The organism is Streptomyces hypolithicus (assembly GCF_052934925.1).
The window spans coordinates 3,883,361-3,897,145 of sequence record NZ_CM128811.1 but is presented as its reverse complement, the minus strand read 5'-3'; the positions used below and the strand labels follow the sequence as shown (position 1 = coordinate 3,897,145).

Below are 13,785 nucleotides of genomic sequence, written 5' to 3'. Positions count from 1 at the left end.
GCCGCTTCTCCGCCGCCTCGCGGGCCAGTGCCGGTATATGTACAGATCGCCGGGGTGCTGCGCGCCCGCATCCAGCGTGGCGACTGGCAGCCGCTGCGCCCGCTGCCGGGTGAACAGCGCCTCGCCGACGAGTTTGGCGTCGCGCGCATGACCGCACGGAAAGCCGTCCGCGTCCTGGCCGACGAGGGCGCGGTGTTCGTCGTCCCCCAGCGCGGCGCGTTCGTCTCCGCCCCACAGGGCGGTTGCAAGTTCCGGGATCGCGTAGATTGTCCGCGCCAAGCCAGTCCGGCGACGAGAGGGCATAGCAAAGAGCCCCGCCCGCCACGGGGGAACGACGGACGGACGGGGCAGCCTTGAGGCTAGACGTTCTGCCGGTACCGCGCCCAACGACGAGCCGCGTTGAACATGCGCGCCGTCCACGGGTCCGGGTCGTCTCCAGCGATTTCTTCCCACACGTTCGATGTGGCTTGGGCAAAAGCTGCGATGCCTTGAGCCGGGGCCGTGCGCCATGCGGGAACCCTGCCCGCCCATTGCTCCGCCGACGTTGGGTCGTGGCCTCCGTCCGACATGAGCCACACGACCCAATACCCGGCGTCCAGCCATGCGGCTCCGCGTGTTGCCCATGCCCAATCAACGAGATGCGCCGTGTCGTCAACAAGCACGTTGGCATGGTTGAGGTCTGTGTGTAGCAGCGAGTTGCCCGCGAAGTAGTCGAGATCTGGCGTCCTGGCTGCGTAATGCTCCAGGCGTTGTTCAGCGAGTCGAAGCTCAATATCCGGGCAGTCGACTTCCCCGAGCCGGCACAGCAGGTCGGCAACCTTCGGCAGGTCAGGCGAGTCCGGCGAGTAGTCTGCGTGATGGCCTTCTAGGGCTTCGAAACCCAAGAGATCCCATCCGGATTCTTCGATGTGCCAGAGCAGCGCGGGGGCAATACCGGCGAGGAAGAGGTTTACCTCAGCTTCCCGGCGCTGTGTCCATACGCGCTTATGGTCGGCGCGTAGCCCCTTGATGAAGAAAGCGCCGGACTCAGCGAATACCCGGGCCCCAATCTCGCTATTGAAGCCTTGACTTGCAGGCTCGATCTTGAGCATCGGCCCTGTCTGCTCTTCGATGGCAGCGAGAACGGGAGACGGCAGATCTTCGAAGGCGATTCGTGTTGTTGCCACGGTTCCTCACACTCTCACACGACGGGCCGCGCGGGCCCCACGAACGTATGAACGCCGTGACGCCCGCGCGGGATACGCGCTTACCGATACGGGTTGTCGTCGTTACAGCCGGGTACCGTGCCCTCGGTCAGCGCCTCCACGTCATCAACGATGACCACGCCGACGGGCTCAGGGCTCGCTGCGGCAAGGGAGCCCAATTCGGTCGGCACTACCACCCGTCGGGGTGTGATCTCTACGGCTACTGCGGTCATGCTGCATCTCCGTTTCCGTGTTGACAGTAGGTTTCCAGTGGTGCCTTCGCTTCCTGGTAAGCCTTCGCGAGCGGCCGGCACACTCGGCAGGTAGCCGAGAGCTGACAGCCGCTACAGCCACCGGAGCGAAGCATTTGGGCATCTGCGATAGCAGGCAGACGCAAGAGGCCATCCAGCCCCTCAGTCATCAAATTGACTGGATTCTCTCGGCCGACTTTGCACATGGTTGCGAATCCATGGGGGTCCACATGAAAGAACGCGTGCCCAGCCGGACAGCCCTTGAATACCGTGGACTTGTCCAGGAATCCCGGCGCTTGTGCGGCAAGCGGTTCGGGGTTGCCGTCATACGTGGGCGAGATGTTCGCGTATTCCGTGAACGTCGCGGCGTACCGTTCTCCCATGGCGCGCATGGCGTCCACTTCATGCGCGTTGTGCTTTGTGATGATCAACGCGAGTTCGAGCGAAACCCCGGCTTCTTGAGCGGCCCTGAGACCCTTCCGTAAGAGTTCAAATGCGCCCGGCTTTCGCGTCAGCGAATCGAAGCTCTCTGCGGACGCGCCGTAAAGTGAAACAGTCACCTTGTGCGGTGGCATAGAGGAAAGGAGGTCGATCGTTTCCGGGCGATGCAGTCGAGACCCGTTAGTGAGAATCTCGATCATCATTCCCATGCCGTAAGCCTGCCGGTAGGCGTGGCCGAAGTCCTGGTCAATGGTGGGCTCACCGCCCGTGAACTGAAGCCACAGAACGCCCGCGTCACGCAACATGGCAAGTAGACGGTTTTTCTCACCTCGGGATATACCAGAAAACTTGCGCTCAGCGAGATAGCAGTGCTCGCAATTGAAGTTGCAGCCTTTGTTGATCTCGTAGGTGGCGCGGCTGTAGTTCTGCCGGGTGATGGGGCGGACAAGGATAGTGCCCTTGCTGGACTGCTCGGAGAGTTCCAGTCCCCACGCCTGCCGCGCTGCGTCGGCAAGCCACGGCGGAACCGGCCTGCCCTCAGATGCCGCCCCCGACAATTCACGGTACATAGCGCGCGGAATCTGCATCCCCTTGCGCGCACCGGGACGCACAATGACGAACTTGTCATGCTGCGGGCTGGCAATAACTTGGTGCATGTGTCCTCCGCTGTCGTTGTGGACGCGCTCCAGTCGCCGTGCTGTCTGTCCGCCGACCAGGGCGGGAGCTTGACCCGCTCCCCTGCCAGGGGTTTCATGGAATAGGGAGAGCCACGGTCAGGGCATCCCCGGCAGGGGGCTTCAGGCGGTACTTCCGCCTACACACCGGGCTACCTCACGGCGGTAGCTGCCGGGTCACAGCGAGGGCGATCACGGCCAAGAGGCCGCTAACGCTGCTGATCATGAGGATCCCGCCCCAGAAGGCGCCGTCAGCCGTCACCTTCCAGCCTCGTAAGCGCTTCATGCATGTACCCGCGCGACGCGCGCCGGTTGCAGCTCGATCGGAAGACCGTCCTGGGGCTCCATGACCGCGTAGTCCGCGAAGTTCCGGCGATAGCGCACGTGCCGCGTCTCCTGAGTGTGCTGACGCTGCCATTCCTCGACCTCGGCAGGATGGTGCCTGACGCCGGACTCGGCACCGCACTCGGATTCGTTCCCCGAGACGCAACGCGCCGCGTACTCCGGCTCTGCCATCGCGTCCTGCACGATCGAGAAGGCGACGTATCGAAAGGTTCGCCGGCTCATGTGCGGTGCTCCTGCCGCTGATGCTGACGCATCAACACATTGACGTCAGTCTCCTTGCTCCCGTCGAACTCGGCGCGCGCGTCCTCGCGCCGCTCGGCAAGCTCAGCGCACGCCGCACAGCCGGGAATGGGAACGGGCGGACGGCTCGTGTCATAGCTCGGCGCACTCACGGCGTCCGCCCGGCACGGTTGTTAGCCGCCTTCACTCCGGCGCTCATTCGTTCCGCCGGCGTGGCCGGACGGATCTGCTTCGGGTCGGCCTTCCACTCGCAGCCCACGCCCACGGGGCGCAGGATCGCGTACGGACCGGCCTTGTCCCGGTACTCCCCTACCTTGCGCGCCACCGGGTCGTAGACGAGTGCCCCGCGCTCCGGGGGCCGTTCCTCCGCCTGCCGTGCCATAACCACTCCGTAAGCCTTGGTGTCCGCCCTCTTTCAGGCGGCCAATCACGTTGTGTATGAACAGCGTTGCCCTCCGCGCGTAGGCTCGACAGGGGGGCAGCGTTGACAACACCCACAGTCAATTGGAGGGGGTGCACGAATGGCATATGCCGATGAGCTTGACCCTTCGGCTTCCGTTCTTTCGTTCTATGCGACCGATCTTCGGCGGCGCCGCGAAGAGGCGGGTATCTCACAGCGAGAGCTAGCGAAGCGAGTCCACATCGCGCCGTCGCTGCTGAACAAGATCGAAGCGGCCAAGCGGCTCCCATCACGGGAGTTGTCCCAGGTCTGCGACGAGACGTTCGGCACGGTCGACCACTTCCAACGGCTGTGGCCACTCGTCATCAAGTACGCGTATCCGTCCTGGTTCCGGCCGTTCGTCGAACTCGAAGAGGCGGCGACAATCATCCGGTCCTTCCAAGTACAGGTGATGCCAGGACTTCTGCAGACTGAGGACTACGCGCGGGCAGTGCTCTCGGCTGGTCGGCCTGACGCTGACCGTGTCGACGAGTTGGTTACCGCGCGCATGGAGCGGCAACGAATCTTGACGCGAGACGCACCGCCCGAGCTGTGGGTAGTCCTTGATGAGAACGTGTTACGTCGGTGCATGGGCAGTCCAGAGACGATGCGGGCCCAGCTTGAGCGCTTGGTCACTGCTGCCCAGACGCCGAGCAACGTCGTTCAGGTGGTGCCGTACGACGGCGGCGCCCATGCAGGAGTTGGCGGTCCGTTTGCCGCCCTTACGCTGGACGAAGGTCCGGACGTGGTCTACGTAGACGGCTTCCTGCAAGGGCAGATCCTTGCGCAACCGGCAGACATCAAGGAAGCTGCCCGCGCCTATGATCTGCTCAGGGCGGTTGCTCTGTCTCCTGACCAGTCAATCGGCCTGATCACTGACGCCATGAAGGAACTGAAACCATGATCAGCGCAAGCAGCCTGCCCGGCGCGGTATGGCGCAAGTCCAGCTACAGCAGCAACAACGGGGGCGACTGCCTCGAAGTCGCCGAAAACCTCCCTGGCGTCGTACCTGTCCGTGACTCCAAGGACCCGCACGGCCCGGCGCTCGTCTTCGAGGCATCGGCGTGGTCATCCTTCGTCTCCGCCGCCCGAGGCGGAGACTTCGGCGCCTGAGCCCAGACCCCGAGTGAGCGGCCCTCGCCAACGGCGGGGGCCGCTGTCATGACGGCACACGGAGCAGTGCCCGAGCGCCGCAACGCCGTGACCTGCTGCGACTGACACTGCGTGACGTTGCTCCTAGCGAGACTTGACAGACGCCGAGTACGGCCCGACCGGGCTTCCCCCACGCGGCGGAGGCCAGACAGCACTCTTGGCTCGGCTGCGACGGGCAGTGCGCAGTGCCGACGGGTCTCGCAGGTAAGGGCGGTCTGGCCCTGCATCCGTCAGTGCCCCGCGAGGGGAGAGTGCCTACGTCGGGCGGTTAGGCGGAGGCGGGGGTGATTACCGGCGCGGCTGAACAAGCGTGGGGCGCGGTACGTACTAACCGGCAACTCCCCCACATGCTGGGCGCGTGACCTACTCGACAGGCGGTCACGCGCCCAGCGCGTGCGCGTACGCGTACACGAGAACCCGACGCGGTCGCCTACCCGCTCACCGCCTGCGACACCGTGTAGATCAGCAGCCCCGCCAGCGCGCCCACCACCGTGCCGTTGATGCGGATGAACTGCAGGTCCCGGCCGATGTGGGCCTCGATCTTCTTCGACGTCTGTTCCGCGTCCCAGCCCGCCACCGTGTCGCTGATCAGGGAGGTGATCTCGCCGCGGTACGTCGTCACCACGTACACCGCCGCGTCCTCCACCCACCCCTCCAGCTTTCCCTGCAGCCGCCCGTCCGTCGCCAGCCGCGTGCCCAGCGAGAGCAGCGAAGCCCTTACGCGCAGGCGCAGTTCGCTCTGCTCGTCCTCCGCCGCCGAAATGATCATGGTGCGTACGGACGCCCAGGCCGACGCGATCACGTCCTGCACCTCACCCCGCCCCAGGACCTCCGACTTCATCCGCTCGACCCTCGCCCGCGTGTCGGTGTCCGACTGGAGGTCGGAGGCGAAATCGGTGAGGAAGCGGTCGATCGCGCCGCGCGCCGGGTGGTGCGGCATGTCTCGCATCTCGGAGATGAAACGCAGCAGTTCCTTGTAGACCCGGTCGCCGACCTTCCGGTCCACGAAGCGCGGCGTCCAGCCCGGCGCCCCGCCCTGAACGGCCTCCATCACCGAGTCCCCGTGCAGCACCAGCCAGTCGTGTGCGCGGCCGCAGATCAGGTCGACGGCCCGGTGGTGCGCGCCGTCGTCGACGACCTTGTCCAGCGCCTTGCCGATCCCCGGCGCGATCTCGGCCGCGTCCGCGCGCCGCGTGATGGCCTCGCCGACGACCGCCTGCACGTCGGAGTCGCGCAGGACGGTGAGGGCGCCGCGCAGGGCCGTGGACAGTTCCTCGGTCACCCGGTCCGCGTGGGCCGGTTCCGCGAGCCAGGTGCCGACCCGACCGCCGATTCCGATGGCGTGCAGGCGGGTGCGTACGACGTCCTCGGAGAGGAAGTTCTCGCCGACGAACGAGCCCAGCGTGGTGCCCAGCTGGTCCTTTTTCGTCGGGATGATAGCGGTGTGCGGGATGGGCAGGCCCATGGGACGCTTGAAGAGAGCGGTCACGGCGAACCAGTCCGCGAGCGCGCCCACCATGCCGGCCTCGGCCGCCGCCGCGACATACGCCGGCCAGCCGTCGATGCCCGAGTTCTCCGCCCAGGTCGCCAGTACGTAGATCAGGGCGACCAGCAGCAGCAGCCCCGTCGCCGTCGCCTTCATGCGGCGTACGCCCTGCCGCTTCTCCTCGTCGGCCGCGCTGTAAGCGAACGGAGGCCGCGATGCGGGCGACGAGACCGGAGACGACGACACCTGGGCCGACGGGCCGGGAGAGCCAGCAGAGGCGGCAGAAGGCGCGGAAGGTGGTGCCGAGTGGGCAGAATCACCTTCGCCCGACATGCCGTCAGTTTCCCTTTTCTTACGATCCATCCGCTCCACCTGTCCGTTTTGCCCGCACCATCTCGTACGTATTTTCCCTGCCTGACCTACTCCTGGAACGCATGAGGAGTTCCCGGCGTCTGTCAGTCCGGTGCAATGGCGCATCATGGAGTGAGACCGTCCGGAGCCCCGGCCTCCCAGCCCCAAGCTCCCCGCGCCCGAGGAGACACACCGAGCATGGCCAAGCGCAACGGTTATGCCTTGCTCGCCGCGCTCGCAGTGATAGTGGTCCTCATCTCGGGGGCCATCTTCACCACAGCGACGCTCGGCGGCACCGACGACACCACCCAGGCCCAGCCCCGTACGCCACTGCGCTCGGCGGCCCCCGCCACCTCCGGTTCCTGGATCGGCACCTGGTCCACGGCGCCCGTCTTCGCCGAACCGGGCACGCAGCAAGGCTTTCCCGGGCGTTCCATCCGTAACGTCGTACACACCAGCATCGGCGGCACCGGCGCCCGCATCACCCTCTCCAACGTCTTCGGCACCCAGCCGCTGCGCATCACGCACGCGTCGATCGCCGTCGCCGAAACCCCCGGCGCCCCGACCGCCGCGACCGGCACCATGCGCCGCCTGACCTTCGCCGGCGCCCCCTCGGTCGTGATCCCGCCCGGCGGACAGGTCGTCAGCGACTCGGCCCAGCTGACAGTTCCGTACGACGCGGACCTGCTCGTCACCACCTACTCCCCCACCCCCAGCGGCCCGGTCACCTACCACCCCCGGGCGCGCCAGACGTCGTACGTCGCGGACGGCGACCGTACGGAGGAGTCCCTCGGCACCGTCTACACCGGGCAGACGCCGTACTGGCGTTACCTCACCGGCGTCGATGTGCTGAGCGGCCGGGCGCAGGGCGCGGTCGTCGTCATCGGCGACTCCATCACCGACGGCGTCACGTCCACGGCCGGCGCGAACCGCCGCTGGCCCGACGTCCTCGCCGACCGCCTCGACGGGCGTTACGGCGTCCTCAACGCGGGCATCAGCGGCAACCGTCTGCTCAAGGACGGTGGCGGCCAGAGCGCCCTCACGCGCTTCGACCGTGACGTGCTGTCGCGCTCCGGTGTGAAGGCCGTCGTCATCGTGCTCGGCATCAACGACATCCTGCGGACCCCGCACGAGACGAACGCGGCGCGCATCACCGGCGCGATGGAGCAACTGGCGCGCCAGGCGCGGACCCGCGGACTGCGGGTCGTGGGCGCCACGCTGATGCCGTTCGGTGGAACCCGGTCGTTCAGCCCGCAGCTGGAAGCGGTGCGCGACACCGTGAACGAGGCGGTCCGTACGCGCGGCATCTTCGACGCCGTCGTCGACTTCGACCAGGCCCTGCGCGACCCCTACGCCCCCGACCGGCTGCTCCCGGCGTACGACTCGGGCGACCACCTGCACCCGAGCGACGCGGGCTACCAGCGGATGGGCGAGGTGTTCGACCTGGCCAGCCTGAGCAGGAGCGCGGACGCGGCCGGCGCGTGAGGGGTGCGGGGACCGAGTGAGGGGTACTGGGACCGCGTGACGGGTACGGGAGGCCCGGCCGGCCGGTGAGCAGGGCTCAGCCCAGCTCCTTGCGGCCGGCTCCCCCCTCCCCCTCCCCCCGGGCCTTCTTCTCCAGCTTCTGCTGCCTGCGCGCCTCCTTCAGGCGCTGCTTCTCCGCGCGCGTGACCTTGCGTTCCACGCCCACCCCGCCCATCAGGGCGAACCCGGTGACCCGCACCCGCGGCGAGTCGGGCGCCACCGGCTCGTCCGTCTCCCCGGTCAGATCGCCGAATCCGCCCATGAAGCCGATGCCGTTGACGTGCACGTCCAGGCCCGGCGGGACCGTGACCTGCACGCCCCCCATGATCGTGAAGCAGCGGATCACGATGTCGCGGTCCTCGAAACGCGCCTCGCGCAGGTCGATCTCGCCGCCGCCCATCATCGCGAACGCCGTGAACCTCTGACCCACCGTCCAGGTTCCCTTGCGGCTGAACCCGCCCCAGAACGCGAACGCGCCCCGCGACGTCGCCGGGCCGCCGATCCGGGCCGGCGGCCAGGAGGCCGACGTACGCGAAGAGTCCACGGCGGCGACGGGAGCGGCCGAGCCGCCCGGCGCCGGAAGGTCACGGACCAGCGGTTCCAGCTCCCCGTACGTCCGCGCCCGGTAGACCGCGTCCAGGCGCTGGTCGAACTCCTCCATGTCCAGCCGCCCCTCGGCAACCGCGTCGCGCAGCACCTCGGCGACTCTTTCGCGCTCCGCGTCGGAGGCTCGCATTTCCGGGAATCCACTGGTCATGCCCATCACACTAGTCAACGCGCCGTCCCCGTCCCAGTGTTCAGGGTCCCAGTGTGTTCACAGCGCCGACCGGTTCGCGTACGTCGTCCGGGGTCAGCGGCTGTCCCCGAGGGAGACGAGCAGAATACGCAGGACCCGGTTCAGTTCCTCGCAGTCCCCGCTGTCCAGGCCGGCGAGGATTCTCCGCTCGTTGCGGACGTGTCCTTCCACGGTGCTGTCGACGAGATCGCGCCCTTTGTCGGTGAGCATGATGTGGATGCTGCGGCGGTCACCGGGCACGGCCTCGCGGATGACGAGACCTTGCGCTGCCAGCCGGTCCACCCGGTTGGTGAGGGCGGCGGAGCTGATCATGACACTGGCTGCGAGCTCCTTGGGGGTCAGGGGCCGGCCGCTGCGGCGGAGCGTGGCGAGGACGTCGAACTCCCAGGTCTCCATGGAGTGCTCGGAGAAGTACTGACCGACCTGGGCGCTGACGAGCCGCGAGAGCCGCAGGAGTCGCCCTACCGCGCCCATGGCTTCGAGGTCGAGGTCAGAGCGTTGGGCAGCCCACTGGTCGAGGAAGTGGTCGACCGAGTCGCGCATGAGCGTTCCCTCACCTTCGTTGGATTCGATTGGTTCACTGATTTATTGGTTCGATGTGGAACTGTTTGACATGAGCCTAAGTCAGGATTATTTTTTCGATGTCAGATAGTTCCACATCGAAAGGTTTCTCTCCGTGAGTAACGCAGCCGCAGATCAGTCCAGCGTGGCGGACGTCATCCGTTCGCGTCGCAGCATCCGCCACTACCGGCCGGACCCGGTCCCCGCCCCGCTCCTGCGCGAGCTGACCGACCTGGCCCTGGAGGCGCCGTCGAGCTACAACCTTCAGGCTCGCTCCATCGTCACGGTCACCGGCGAGCAGAGACTCAAAGCACTCACGGAAGCCACCGGAGGCCAGCCGCACCCGCGGGAGGCACCGGTGATGCTGGTGTTCGTGGCCGAGTCGGCAGCCCTCCACGAGGACCGCAGCGACGTGTGGGACGCAGCCCGCGGTAGCGGGGCGTGGTCCGAGAGTTTCGCCGCCGCCTTGCCCGGGGACGCCCGACTCTTCCAGGAGGGTCTGCGGACACGCGGGTTGGAGCGCGAGTACGCGGTCAAAGACACAATGATCGCCGCCTCGTTCCTCATGATCGCGGCTGCGGCCGCAGGGCTGGCCACGAGTCCGATGAACGGCTGGGACGAGGGCCAGGTCAAGAAGGCCATCGGTATCGCCGGCCGCGACGACCTGCACATCGCCTTGCTCATGCCGCTGGGCTATCCCGCCGAGACCCGGCTCCATCCCGGCCGCCGGGACCGCGCGCTGACCTGCTTCAGCGAGACCTACGGCCGATGACCGCTGCCATCGGTACCACCGACTCCGGATCCAGGAAATGACAACCCAATGACAACCCGACGGCTGGCAACCACCTCCGCACTGACCGCCCTGGCGCCGGCGGTGTGGGGCTCGACCTACCTGATCACCACCGAGTTCCTGCCGCCCGACCGGCCCCTGCTCGCTTCCACCATGCGTGCCCTGCCGGCCGGGCTGATCCTCCTGCTGCTGACCCGGGTGCTGCCCAAGGGCATCTGGTGGGGCCGGGCCGCCGCCCTGGGTGTGCTGAACATCGGCGCCTTCTTCTACTGCCTCTTCCTCGCCGCGTATCACCTGCCCGGCGGCGTGGCGGCTCTGGTCATGACCATCCAGCCGATGATCGTGCTGCTGCTGGGCCCGCTCCTGCTCAACGAAAAGATCAAGCCGATCCACGTCGGCGCCTGTGTGCTCGCCGTCGCCGGCGTCGCCCTGCTGGTCCTCCGGCCGCAGGCAGACATGGACGCCATCGGCGTACTCGCGGGCCTTCTCGGCGCACTGTCCATGGCCTGCGGCATCGTACTAACCAAGCGATGGGGCCGCCCCGAAGGCGTCTCGCTCCTGACGTTCACCGGCTGGCAGCTCAGCGTTGGCGGCCTGGTCCTCGTACCGGTCATGCTGGCCAGCGAGCCTCTGCCGGACCACCTGACCTGGGGGAACATCGGCGGCTTCGCCTACCTGAGCATCATCGGCGCACTGATCGCCTACGTCCTGTGGTTCGACGGACTCGCGCGCCTGCCCGCGCTGGCCGCCTCGTTCCTTTCGTTCGCCTCACCCCTGTGCGCGACCGTTCTCGGCTACCTCTTCCTGGACCAGGCCCTGCGGCCTCTCCAACTCCTGGGCGCGGCCGCCGTCGTAGGAGCCGTCGTCCTGGCGCAGCGCCGTACGAAGCACCAAAGCCCCCGACCGTAGCCCAATGGGGTCAGCACCCGCAGGCATTTATGGCTGGGGATCGGAGGTCCGGCCCGCGCGGGCGTGCAGTATGGGTGTACGTGGGCGTACCAGGTGAATCGCCCGATACGACACTGTTATGCCGGAGCGTGAACCTCTGGCACCGCCCAGGGAGTCCCAACAGACATGAGCGACGAGCCACAGCAGCCCCAGGGCTGGGCACCCCGGGACCCCTCGGCCCCCGGCGGCCCGGGCAAGAAAGCCAAGAACGCCAAGAGCGGCGGGAGCGGCGGGAGCGGCGGGAGCGGCAAGAACCAGAGCGGAAAGGCCAAGGCGGCCCGCCCCAAGCGCACCGGCCTGCGCCGCCTCGTCCCCACCTGGCGCATGCTCCTCGGCACCTTCCTGTTGCTGACCCTGCTTCTGTGCGGCGCGTTCGTCGCCGGCTACAACCTCGTCGAGATCCCGCCCGCCAACAGCGCCGCCACCGCGCAGAGCAACGTCTACCTGTACGCCGACGGCAGCCAGCTCGCCCGCGACGGCGAAGTCAACCGCGAGAACGTGACGCTCGCCCAGGTCCCCAAGACCGTCCAGCACGCCGTACTGGCCGCCGAGGACCGCGACTTCCACTCCGAGCGGGCCATCGACCCGCAGGCGATGATCCGCGCCGCCTGGAACACCGCCACGGGCAAGGGCAAACAGTCCGGCTCCACCATCACCCAGCAGTACGTGAAGAACTACTACCTCCGCCAGGAACAGACCATCACCCGCAAGGTGAAGGAGTTCTTCATCTCGATCAAGCTCGACCGCGAAGAGAGCAAGAACGACATCTTCGAGGGGTACCTCAACACCAGCTACTTCGGCCGCAACGCCTACGGCATCCAGGCCGCCGCCCAGGCGTACTACGGCAAGGACGTCGACGACATCGACGCCCCCCAGGGCGCCTATCTCGCCTCGCTCCTCAACGCCCCCAACGCGTACGACACCGCCGCACACCCCGAGAACCGGCCGAGCGCCCTGGCCCGCTGGAACTACGTACTCGACGGCATGGTGCAGGAGACGTGGCTGAGCCCCACCGCTCGCGCCGCGGCCAGTTTCCCCGCCCCGCGCGAGGCCAGGCCGGCGTCCGGGCTCTCGGGACAGCGCGGCTACATCGTGCAGGCCGTCGAGGACCACCTCACCAGCAACAAGATCATCAACGAGGACACGCTGGCCACCGGCGGCTACCGCATCACCACCACCCTGGACAAGGACAGGCAGAACGCCATCGCCGAAGCCGTCGACGACAAGGTGACATCCCAGCTCAGCGACGACCGCGAGGCCGACCGCAACGTGCGCGTCGGCGGCGCCTCCATCGAACCGGCGAGCGGCAAGGTCGTCGCCATGTACGGCGGCATCGACTACACGAAGCAGTACGTCAACAACGCGACGCGCCGCGACTACCAAGTCGGCTCCACCTTCAAGCCGTTCGTCTTCACCTCCGCCGTCGAGAACGACTCCACCACGCAGAGCGGCGAGCGGATCACCCCCAACACCTACTACGACGGCACCAACAAACGGCCGGTGCAGGGCCCCAGCGGGCCAACCGACTACTCACCCGCGAACGAGGACGACGTGTCGTACGGCCAGGTCACCGTCCGCACCGCCACCGACAAGTCCGTCAACGCGGTGTACGCCCAGATGGCGCAGGACGTCGGCCCCGCCGACGTCAAGGAGACCGCCGTCGCCCTCGGCCTGCCCGCGAACACCCCCAGCCTCGACGCCTACCCGTCGATCGCGCTCGGGGTCGCCACCGCCAGCGTCCTGGACATGACCGAGGCGTACGCGACGCTGGCCAACCACGGGGAGCGCAGCGCGTACACCATCGTCGAGAAGATCACCAAGGACGGCCAGAACGTCGCCCTGCCCAAGCCCGACACCGGGGCCGCCGGTCAGAGCGTCACCCGGGAGGCCGCCGACACCACGACGTCCGTGCTGCGCAGCGTCGTGGACGGCGGCACCGGCACGGCCGCCCAGTCCGCGGGCCGCCCCGCCGCCGGCAAGACCGGCACCGCGGAAGAGGACAAGGCTGCGTGGTTCGCCGGGTACACCCCCGAGCTGGCGACGGTCGTCGCGGTGATGGGCCAGGACCCCGGCACAGGCGTCCAGAAACCGCTGTACGGAGCGCTCGGGCTGGCCCGCATCAACGGCGGCGGGGCGCCGGCCGAGATCTGGGGCCAGTACACGGCAGCGGCGCTCGAGGGAACGGCTGTGCGGGACTTCAACCTCCAGGTGGAGGCGGGGGCGGACGAGCCGGCCTCTCCGCCGCCCGGCGAGGCGGACCCCGACGCGGACCCGGACCAGGACCCGGACGCAGACCCGGACACCGGCGAGCCCGACCCCTCGGAGCCGGGCGCCGGATCGGCCGAACCCACCCCGGGCGCCAGCGAGACGCCCGCCCCCTCGGGGGACGACACCGACGGCCTCACCACCCCAGGAGAAACGACGGACACGGGCGGTACGGATACGGGCACAGGTACGGATACGGGCGCGGGCGGCCCCCGCAGCGCGAACGGACCCACCCGGGGTGGCGCGGACGCGGGCACCGCGACGGACGGAGCCGCCGGCCTCCCCACAGCCGGCCTCCTGGGCGGCCCCAGAGCCGACCCCCGCTGACCCCGGCGGGG

The 13,785-nt window shown here is 67.9% G+C and carries 15 protein-coding genes; 7 read left to right on the top strand and 8 right to left on the bottom strand.

Annotation, left to right across the window (positions count from 1 at the left end; genetic code table 11):
* Positions 1 to 27: 27 nt before the first annotated feature.
* A complete protein-coding gene (locus tag ACU6WZ_RS18410) occupies positions 28 to 357 on the top strand; it encodes a GntR family transcriptional regulator (RefSeq protein ID WP_447029133.1) in 330 nt (109 codons plus the stop codon).
* A 2-nt stretch (positions 358 to 359) separates the two neighbouring features.
* Here the strand turns inward: ACU6WZ_RS18410 and ACU6WZ_RS18405 are convergent, their stop codons facing one another.
* From ACU6WZ_RS18405 to ACU6WZ_RS18385, 5 genes are all read right to left on the bottom strand, one after another.
* Complete coding sequence (locus tag ACU6WZ_RS18405) at positions 360 to 1,166, bottom strand: aminoglycoside phosphotransferase (RefSeq protein WP_447029132.1); 807 nt, start codon at positions 1,164 to 1,166, stop codon at positions 360 to 362.
* Positions 1,167 to 1,246: 80 nt separating this feature from the next.
* Positions 1,247 to 1,417, bottom strand: coding sequence for a hypothetical protein (locus ACU6WZ_RS18400; RefSeq protein ID WP_447029131.1), 171 nt, complete (start codon positions 1,415 to 1,417; stop codon positions 1,247 to 1,249).
* Entirely contained in the window at positions 1,414 to 2,532 is a 1,119-nt protein-coding gene (locus ACU6WZ_RS18395) for a radical SAM protein (protein ID WP_447029130.1), read from the bottom strand. The genes ACU6WZ_RS18400 and ACU6WZ_RS18395 overlap by 4 nt, the downstream gene beginning before the upstream one ends.
* 300 nt (positions 2,533 to 2,832) lie before the next feature.
* Positions 2,833 to 3,117 (bottom strand): DUF7848 domain-containing protein, encoded by a 285-nt coding sequence (locus tag ACU6WZ_RS18390; RefSeq protein WP_447029129.1) that lies wholly within the window; start codon positions 3,115 to 3,117, stop codon positions 2,833 to 2,835.
* A gap of 166 nt (positions 3,118 to 3,283) precedes the next feature.
* Positions 3,284 to 3,517 carry a hypothetical protein gene (locus ACU6WZ_RS18385; RefSeq protein WP_447029128.1) on the bottom strand — a complete coding sequence of 78 codons (234 nt, stop codon included), beginning with the start codon at positions 3,515 to 3,517 and terminating at the stop codon, positions 3,284 to 3,286.
* Positions 3,518 to 3,656: 139 nt separating this feature from the next.
* Here ACU6WZ_RS18385 and ACU6WZ_RS18380 point away from each other — a divergent pair, with 139 nt between their 5' ends.
* Together ACU6WZ_RS18380 and ACU6WZ_RS18375 are read left to right on the top strand one after the other, a co-directional pair.
* On the top strand, positions 3,657 to 4,478 hold the full coding sequence (locus ACU6WZ_RS18380; RefSeq protein WP_447029127.1) for a helix-turn-helix domain-containing protein: 822 nt from the start codon (positions 3,657 to 3,659) through the stop codon (positions 4,476 to 4,478).
* Complete coding sequence (locus tag ACU6WZ_RS18375) at positions 4,475 to 4,687, top strand: DUF397 domain-containing protein (RefSeq protein WP_447029126.1); 213 nt, start codon at positions 4,475 to 4,477, stop codon at positions 4,685 to 4,687. Before ACU6WZ_RS18380 ends, ACU6WZ_RS18375 begins: the two co-directional genes overlap by 4 nt.
* Positions 4,688 to 5,156: 469 nt before the next feature.
* Here the strand turns inward: ACU6WZ_RS18375 and ACU6WZ_RS18370 are convergent, their stop codons facing one another.
* Complete coding sequence (locus ACU6WZ_RS18370) at positions 5,157 to 6,575, bottom strand: DUF445 domain-containing protein (RefSeq protein ID WP_447029125.1); 1,419 nt, start codon at positions 6,573 to 6,575, stop codon at positions 5,157 to 5,159.
* Positions 6,576 to 6,761: 186 nt separating this feature from the next.
* On the opposite strand from ACU6WZ_RS18370, the gene ACU6WZ_RS18365 reads away from it, so the two are divergent.
* A complete protein-coding gene (locus tag ACU6WZ_RS18365) occupies positions 6,762 to 8,048 on the top strand; it encodes an SGNH/GDSL hydrolase family protein (protein ID WP_447029124.1) in 1,287 nt (428 codons plus the stop codon).
* A gap of 76 nt (positions 8,049 to 8,124) precedes the next feature.
* Here ACU6WZ_RS18365 and ACU6WZ_RS18360 read toward each other — a convergent pair whose 3' ends face one another.
* Both ACU6WZ_RS18360 and ACU6WZ_RS18355 read right to left on the bottom strand, forming a co-directional pair.
* Complete coding sequence (locus ACU6WZ_RS18360; RefSeq protein ID WP_447034119.1) at positions 8,125 to 8,823, bottom strand: DUF1707 SHOCT-like domain-containing protein; 699 nt, start codon at positions 8,821 to 8,823, stop codon at positions 8,125 to 8,127.
* Between the two features lie 114 nt (positions 8,824 to 8,937).
* The gene (locus ACU6WZ_RS18355; protein ID WP_447029123.1) at positions 8,938 to 9,426 is read right to left on the bottom strand and encodes a MarR family winged helix-turn-helix transcriptional regulator; all 489 of its coding nucleotides are present in this window, start codon (positions 9,424 to 9,426) and stop codon (positions 8,938 to 8,940) included.
* A 133-nt stretch (positions 9,427 to 9,559) separates the two neighbouring features.
* Here ACU6WZ_RS18355 and ACU6WZ_RS18350 point away from each other — a divergent pair, with 133 nt between their 5' ends.
* The 3 genes from ACU6WZ_RS18350 to ACU6WZ_RS18340 all read left to right on the top strand — a co-directional run bounded on the left by ACU6WZ_RS18350 (position 9,560) and on the right by ACU6WZ_RS18340 (position 13,774).
* The gene (locus tag ACU6WZ_RS18350; RefSeq protein ID WP_447029122.1) at positions 9,560 to 10,216 is read left to right on the top strand and encodes a nitroreductase family protein; all 657 of its coding nucleotides are present in this window, start codon (positions 9,560 to 9,562) and stop codon (positions 10,214 to 10,216) included.
* Positions 10,217 to 10,264: 48 nt separating this feature from the next.
* The gene (locus ACU6WZ_RS18345) at positions 10,265 to 11,143 is read left to right on the top strand and encodes an EamA family transporter (protein WP_447029121.1); all 879 of its coding nucleotides are present in this window, start codon (positions 10,265 to 10,267) and stop codon (positions 11,141 to 11,143) included.
* A 165-nt stretch (positions 11,144 to 11,308) separates the two neighbouring features.
* On the top strand, positions 11,309 to 13,774 hold the full coding sequence (locus ACU6WZ_RS18340) for a transglycosylase domain-containing protein (protein WP_447029120.1): 2,466 nt from the start codon (positions 11,309 to 11,311) through the stop codon (positions 13,772 to 13,774).
* The last annotated feature ends 11 nt before the right edge of the window (positions 13,775 to 13,785 follow it).

Bases quoted from the DNA above. Each gene is read 5' to 3' on its own strand.
- ACU6WZ_RS18400 (WP_447029131.1), bottom strand. From the start codon at position 1,417: ATGACCGCAGTAGCCGTAGAGATCACACCCCGACGGGTGGTAGTGCCG.
- ACU6WZ_RS18395 (WP_447029130.1), bottom strand. From the start codon at position 2,532: ATGCACCAAGTTATTGCCAGCCCGCAGCATGACAAGTTCGTCATTGTG.
- ACU6WZ_RS18390 (WP_447029129.1), bottom strand. From the start codon at position 3,117: ATGAGCCGGCGAACCTTTCGATACGTCGCCTTCTCGATCGTGCAGGAC.
- ACU6WZ_RS18385 (WP_447029128.1), bottom strand. From the start codon at position 3,517: ATGGCACGGCAGGCGGAGGAACGGCCCCCGGAGCGCGGGGCACTCGTC.
- ACU6WZ_RS18380 (WP_447029127.1), top strand. From the start codon at position 3,657: ATGGCATATGCCGATGAGCTTGACCCTTCGGCTTCCGTTCTTTCGTTC.
- ACU6WZ_RS18375 (WP_447029126.1), top strand. From the start codon at position 4,475: ATGATCAGCGCAAGCAGCCTGCCCGGCGCGGTATGGCGCAAGTCCAGC.
- ACU6WZ_RS18370 (WP_447029125.1), bottom strand. From the start codon at position 6,575: ATGGATCGTAAGAAAAGGGAAACTGACGGCATGTCGGGCGAAGGTGAT.
- ACU6WZ_RS18365 (WP_447029124.1), top strand. From the start codon at position 6,762: ATGGCCAAGCGCAACGGTTATGCCTTGCTCGCCGCGCTCGCAGTGATA.
- ACU6WZ_RS18360 (WP_447034119.1), bottom strand. From the start codon at position 8,823: ATGCGAGCCTCCGACGCGGAGCGCGAAAGAGTCGCCGAGGTGCTGCGC.
- ACU6WZ_RS18355 (WP_447029123.1), bottom strand. From the start codon at position 9,426: ATGCGCGACTCGGTCGACCACTTCCTCGACCAGTGGGCTGCCCAACGC.
- ACU6WZ_RS18345 (WP_447029121.1), top strand. From the start codon at position 10,265: ATGACAACCCGACGGCTGGCAACCACCTCCGCACTGACCGCCCTGGCG.
- ACU6WZ_RS18340 (WP_447029120.1), top strand. From the start codon at position 11,309: ATGAGCGACGAGCCACAGCAGCCCCAGGGCTGGGCACCCCGGGACCCC.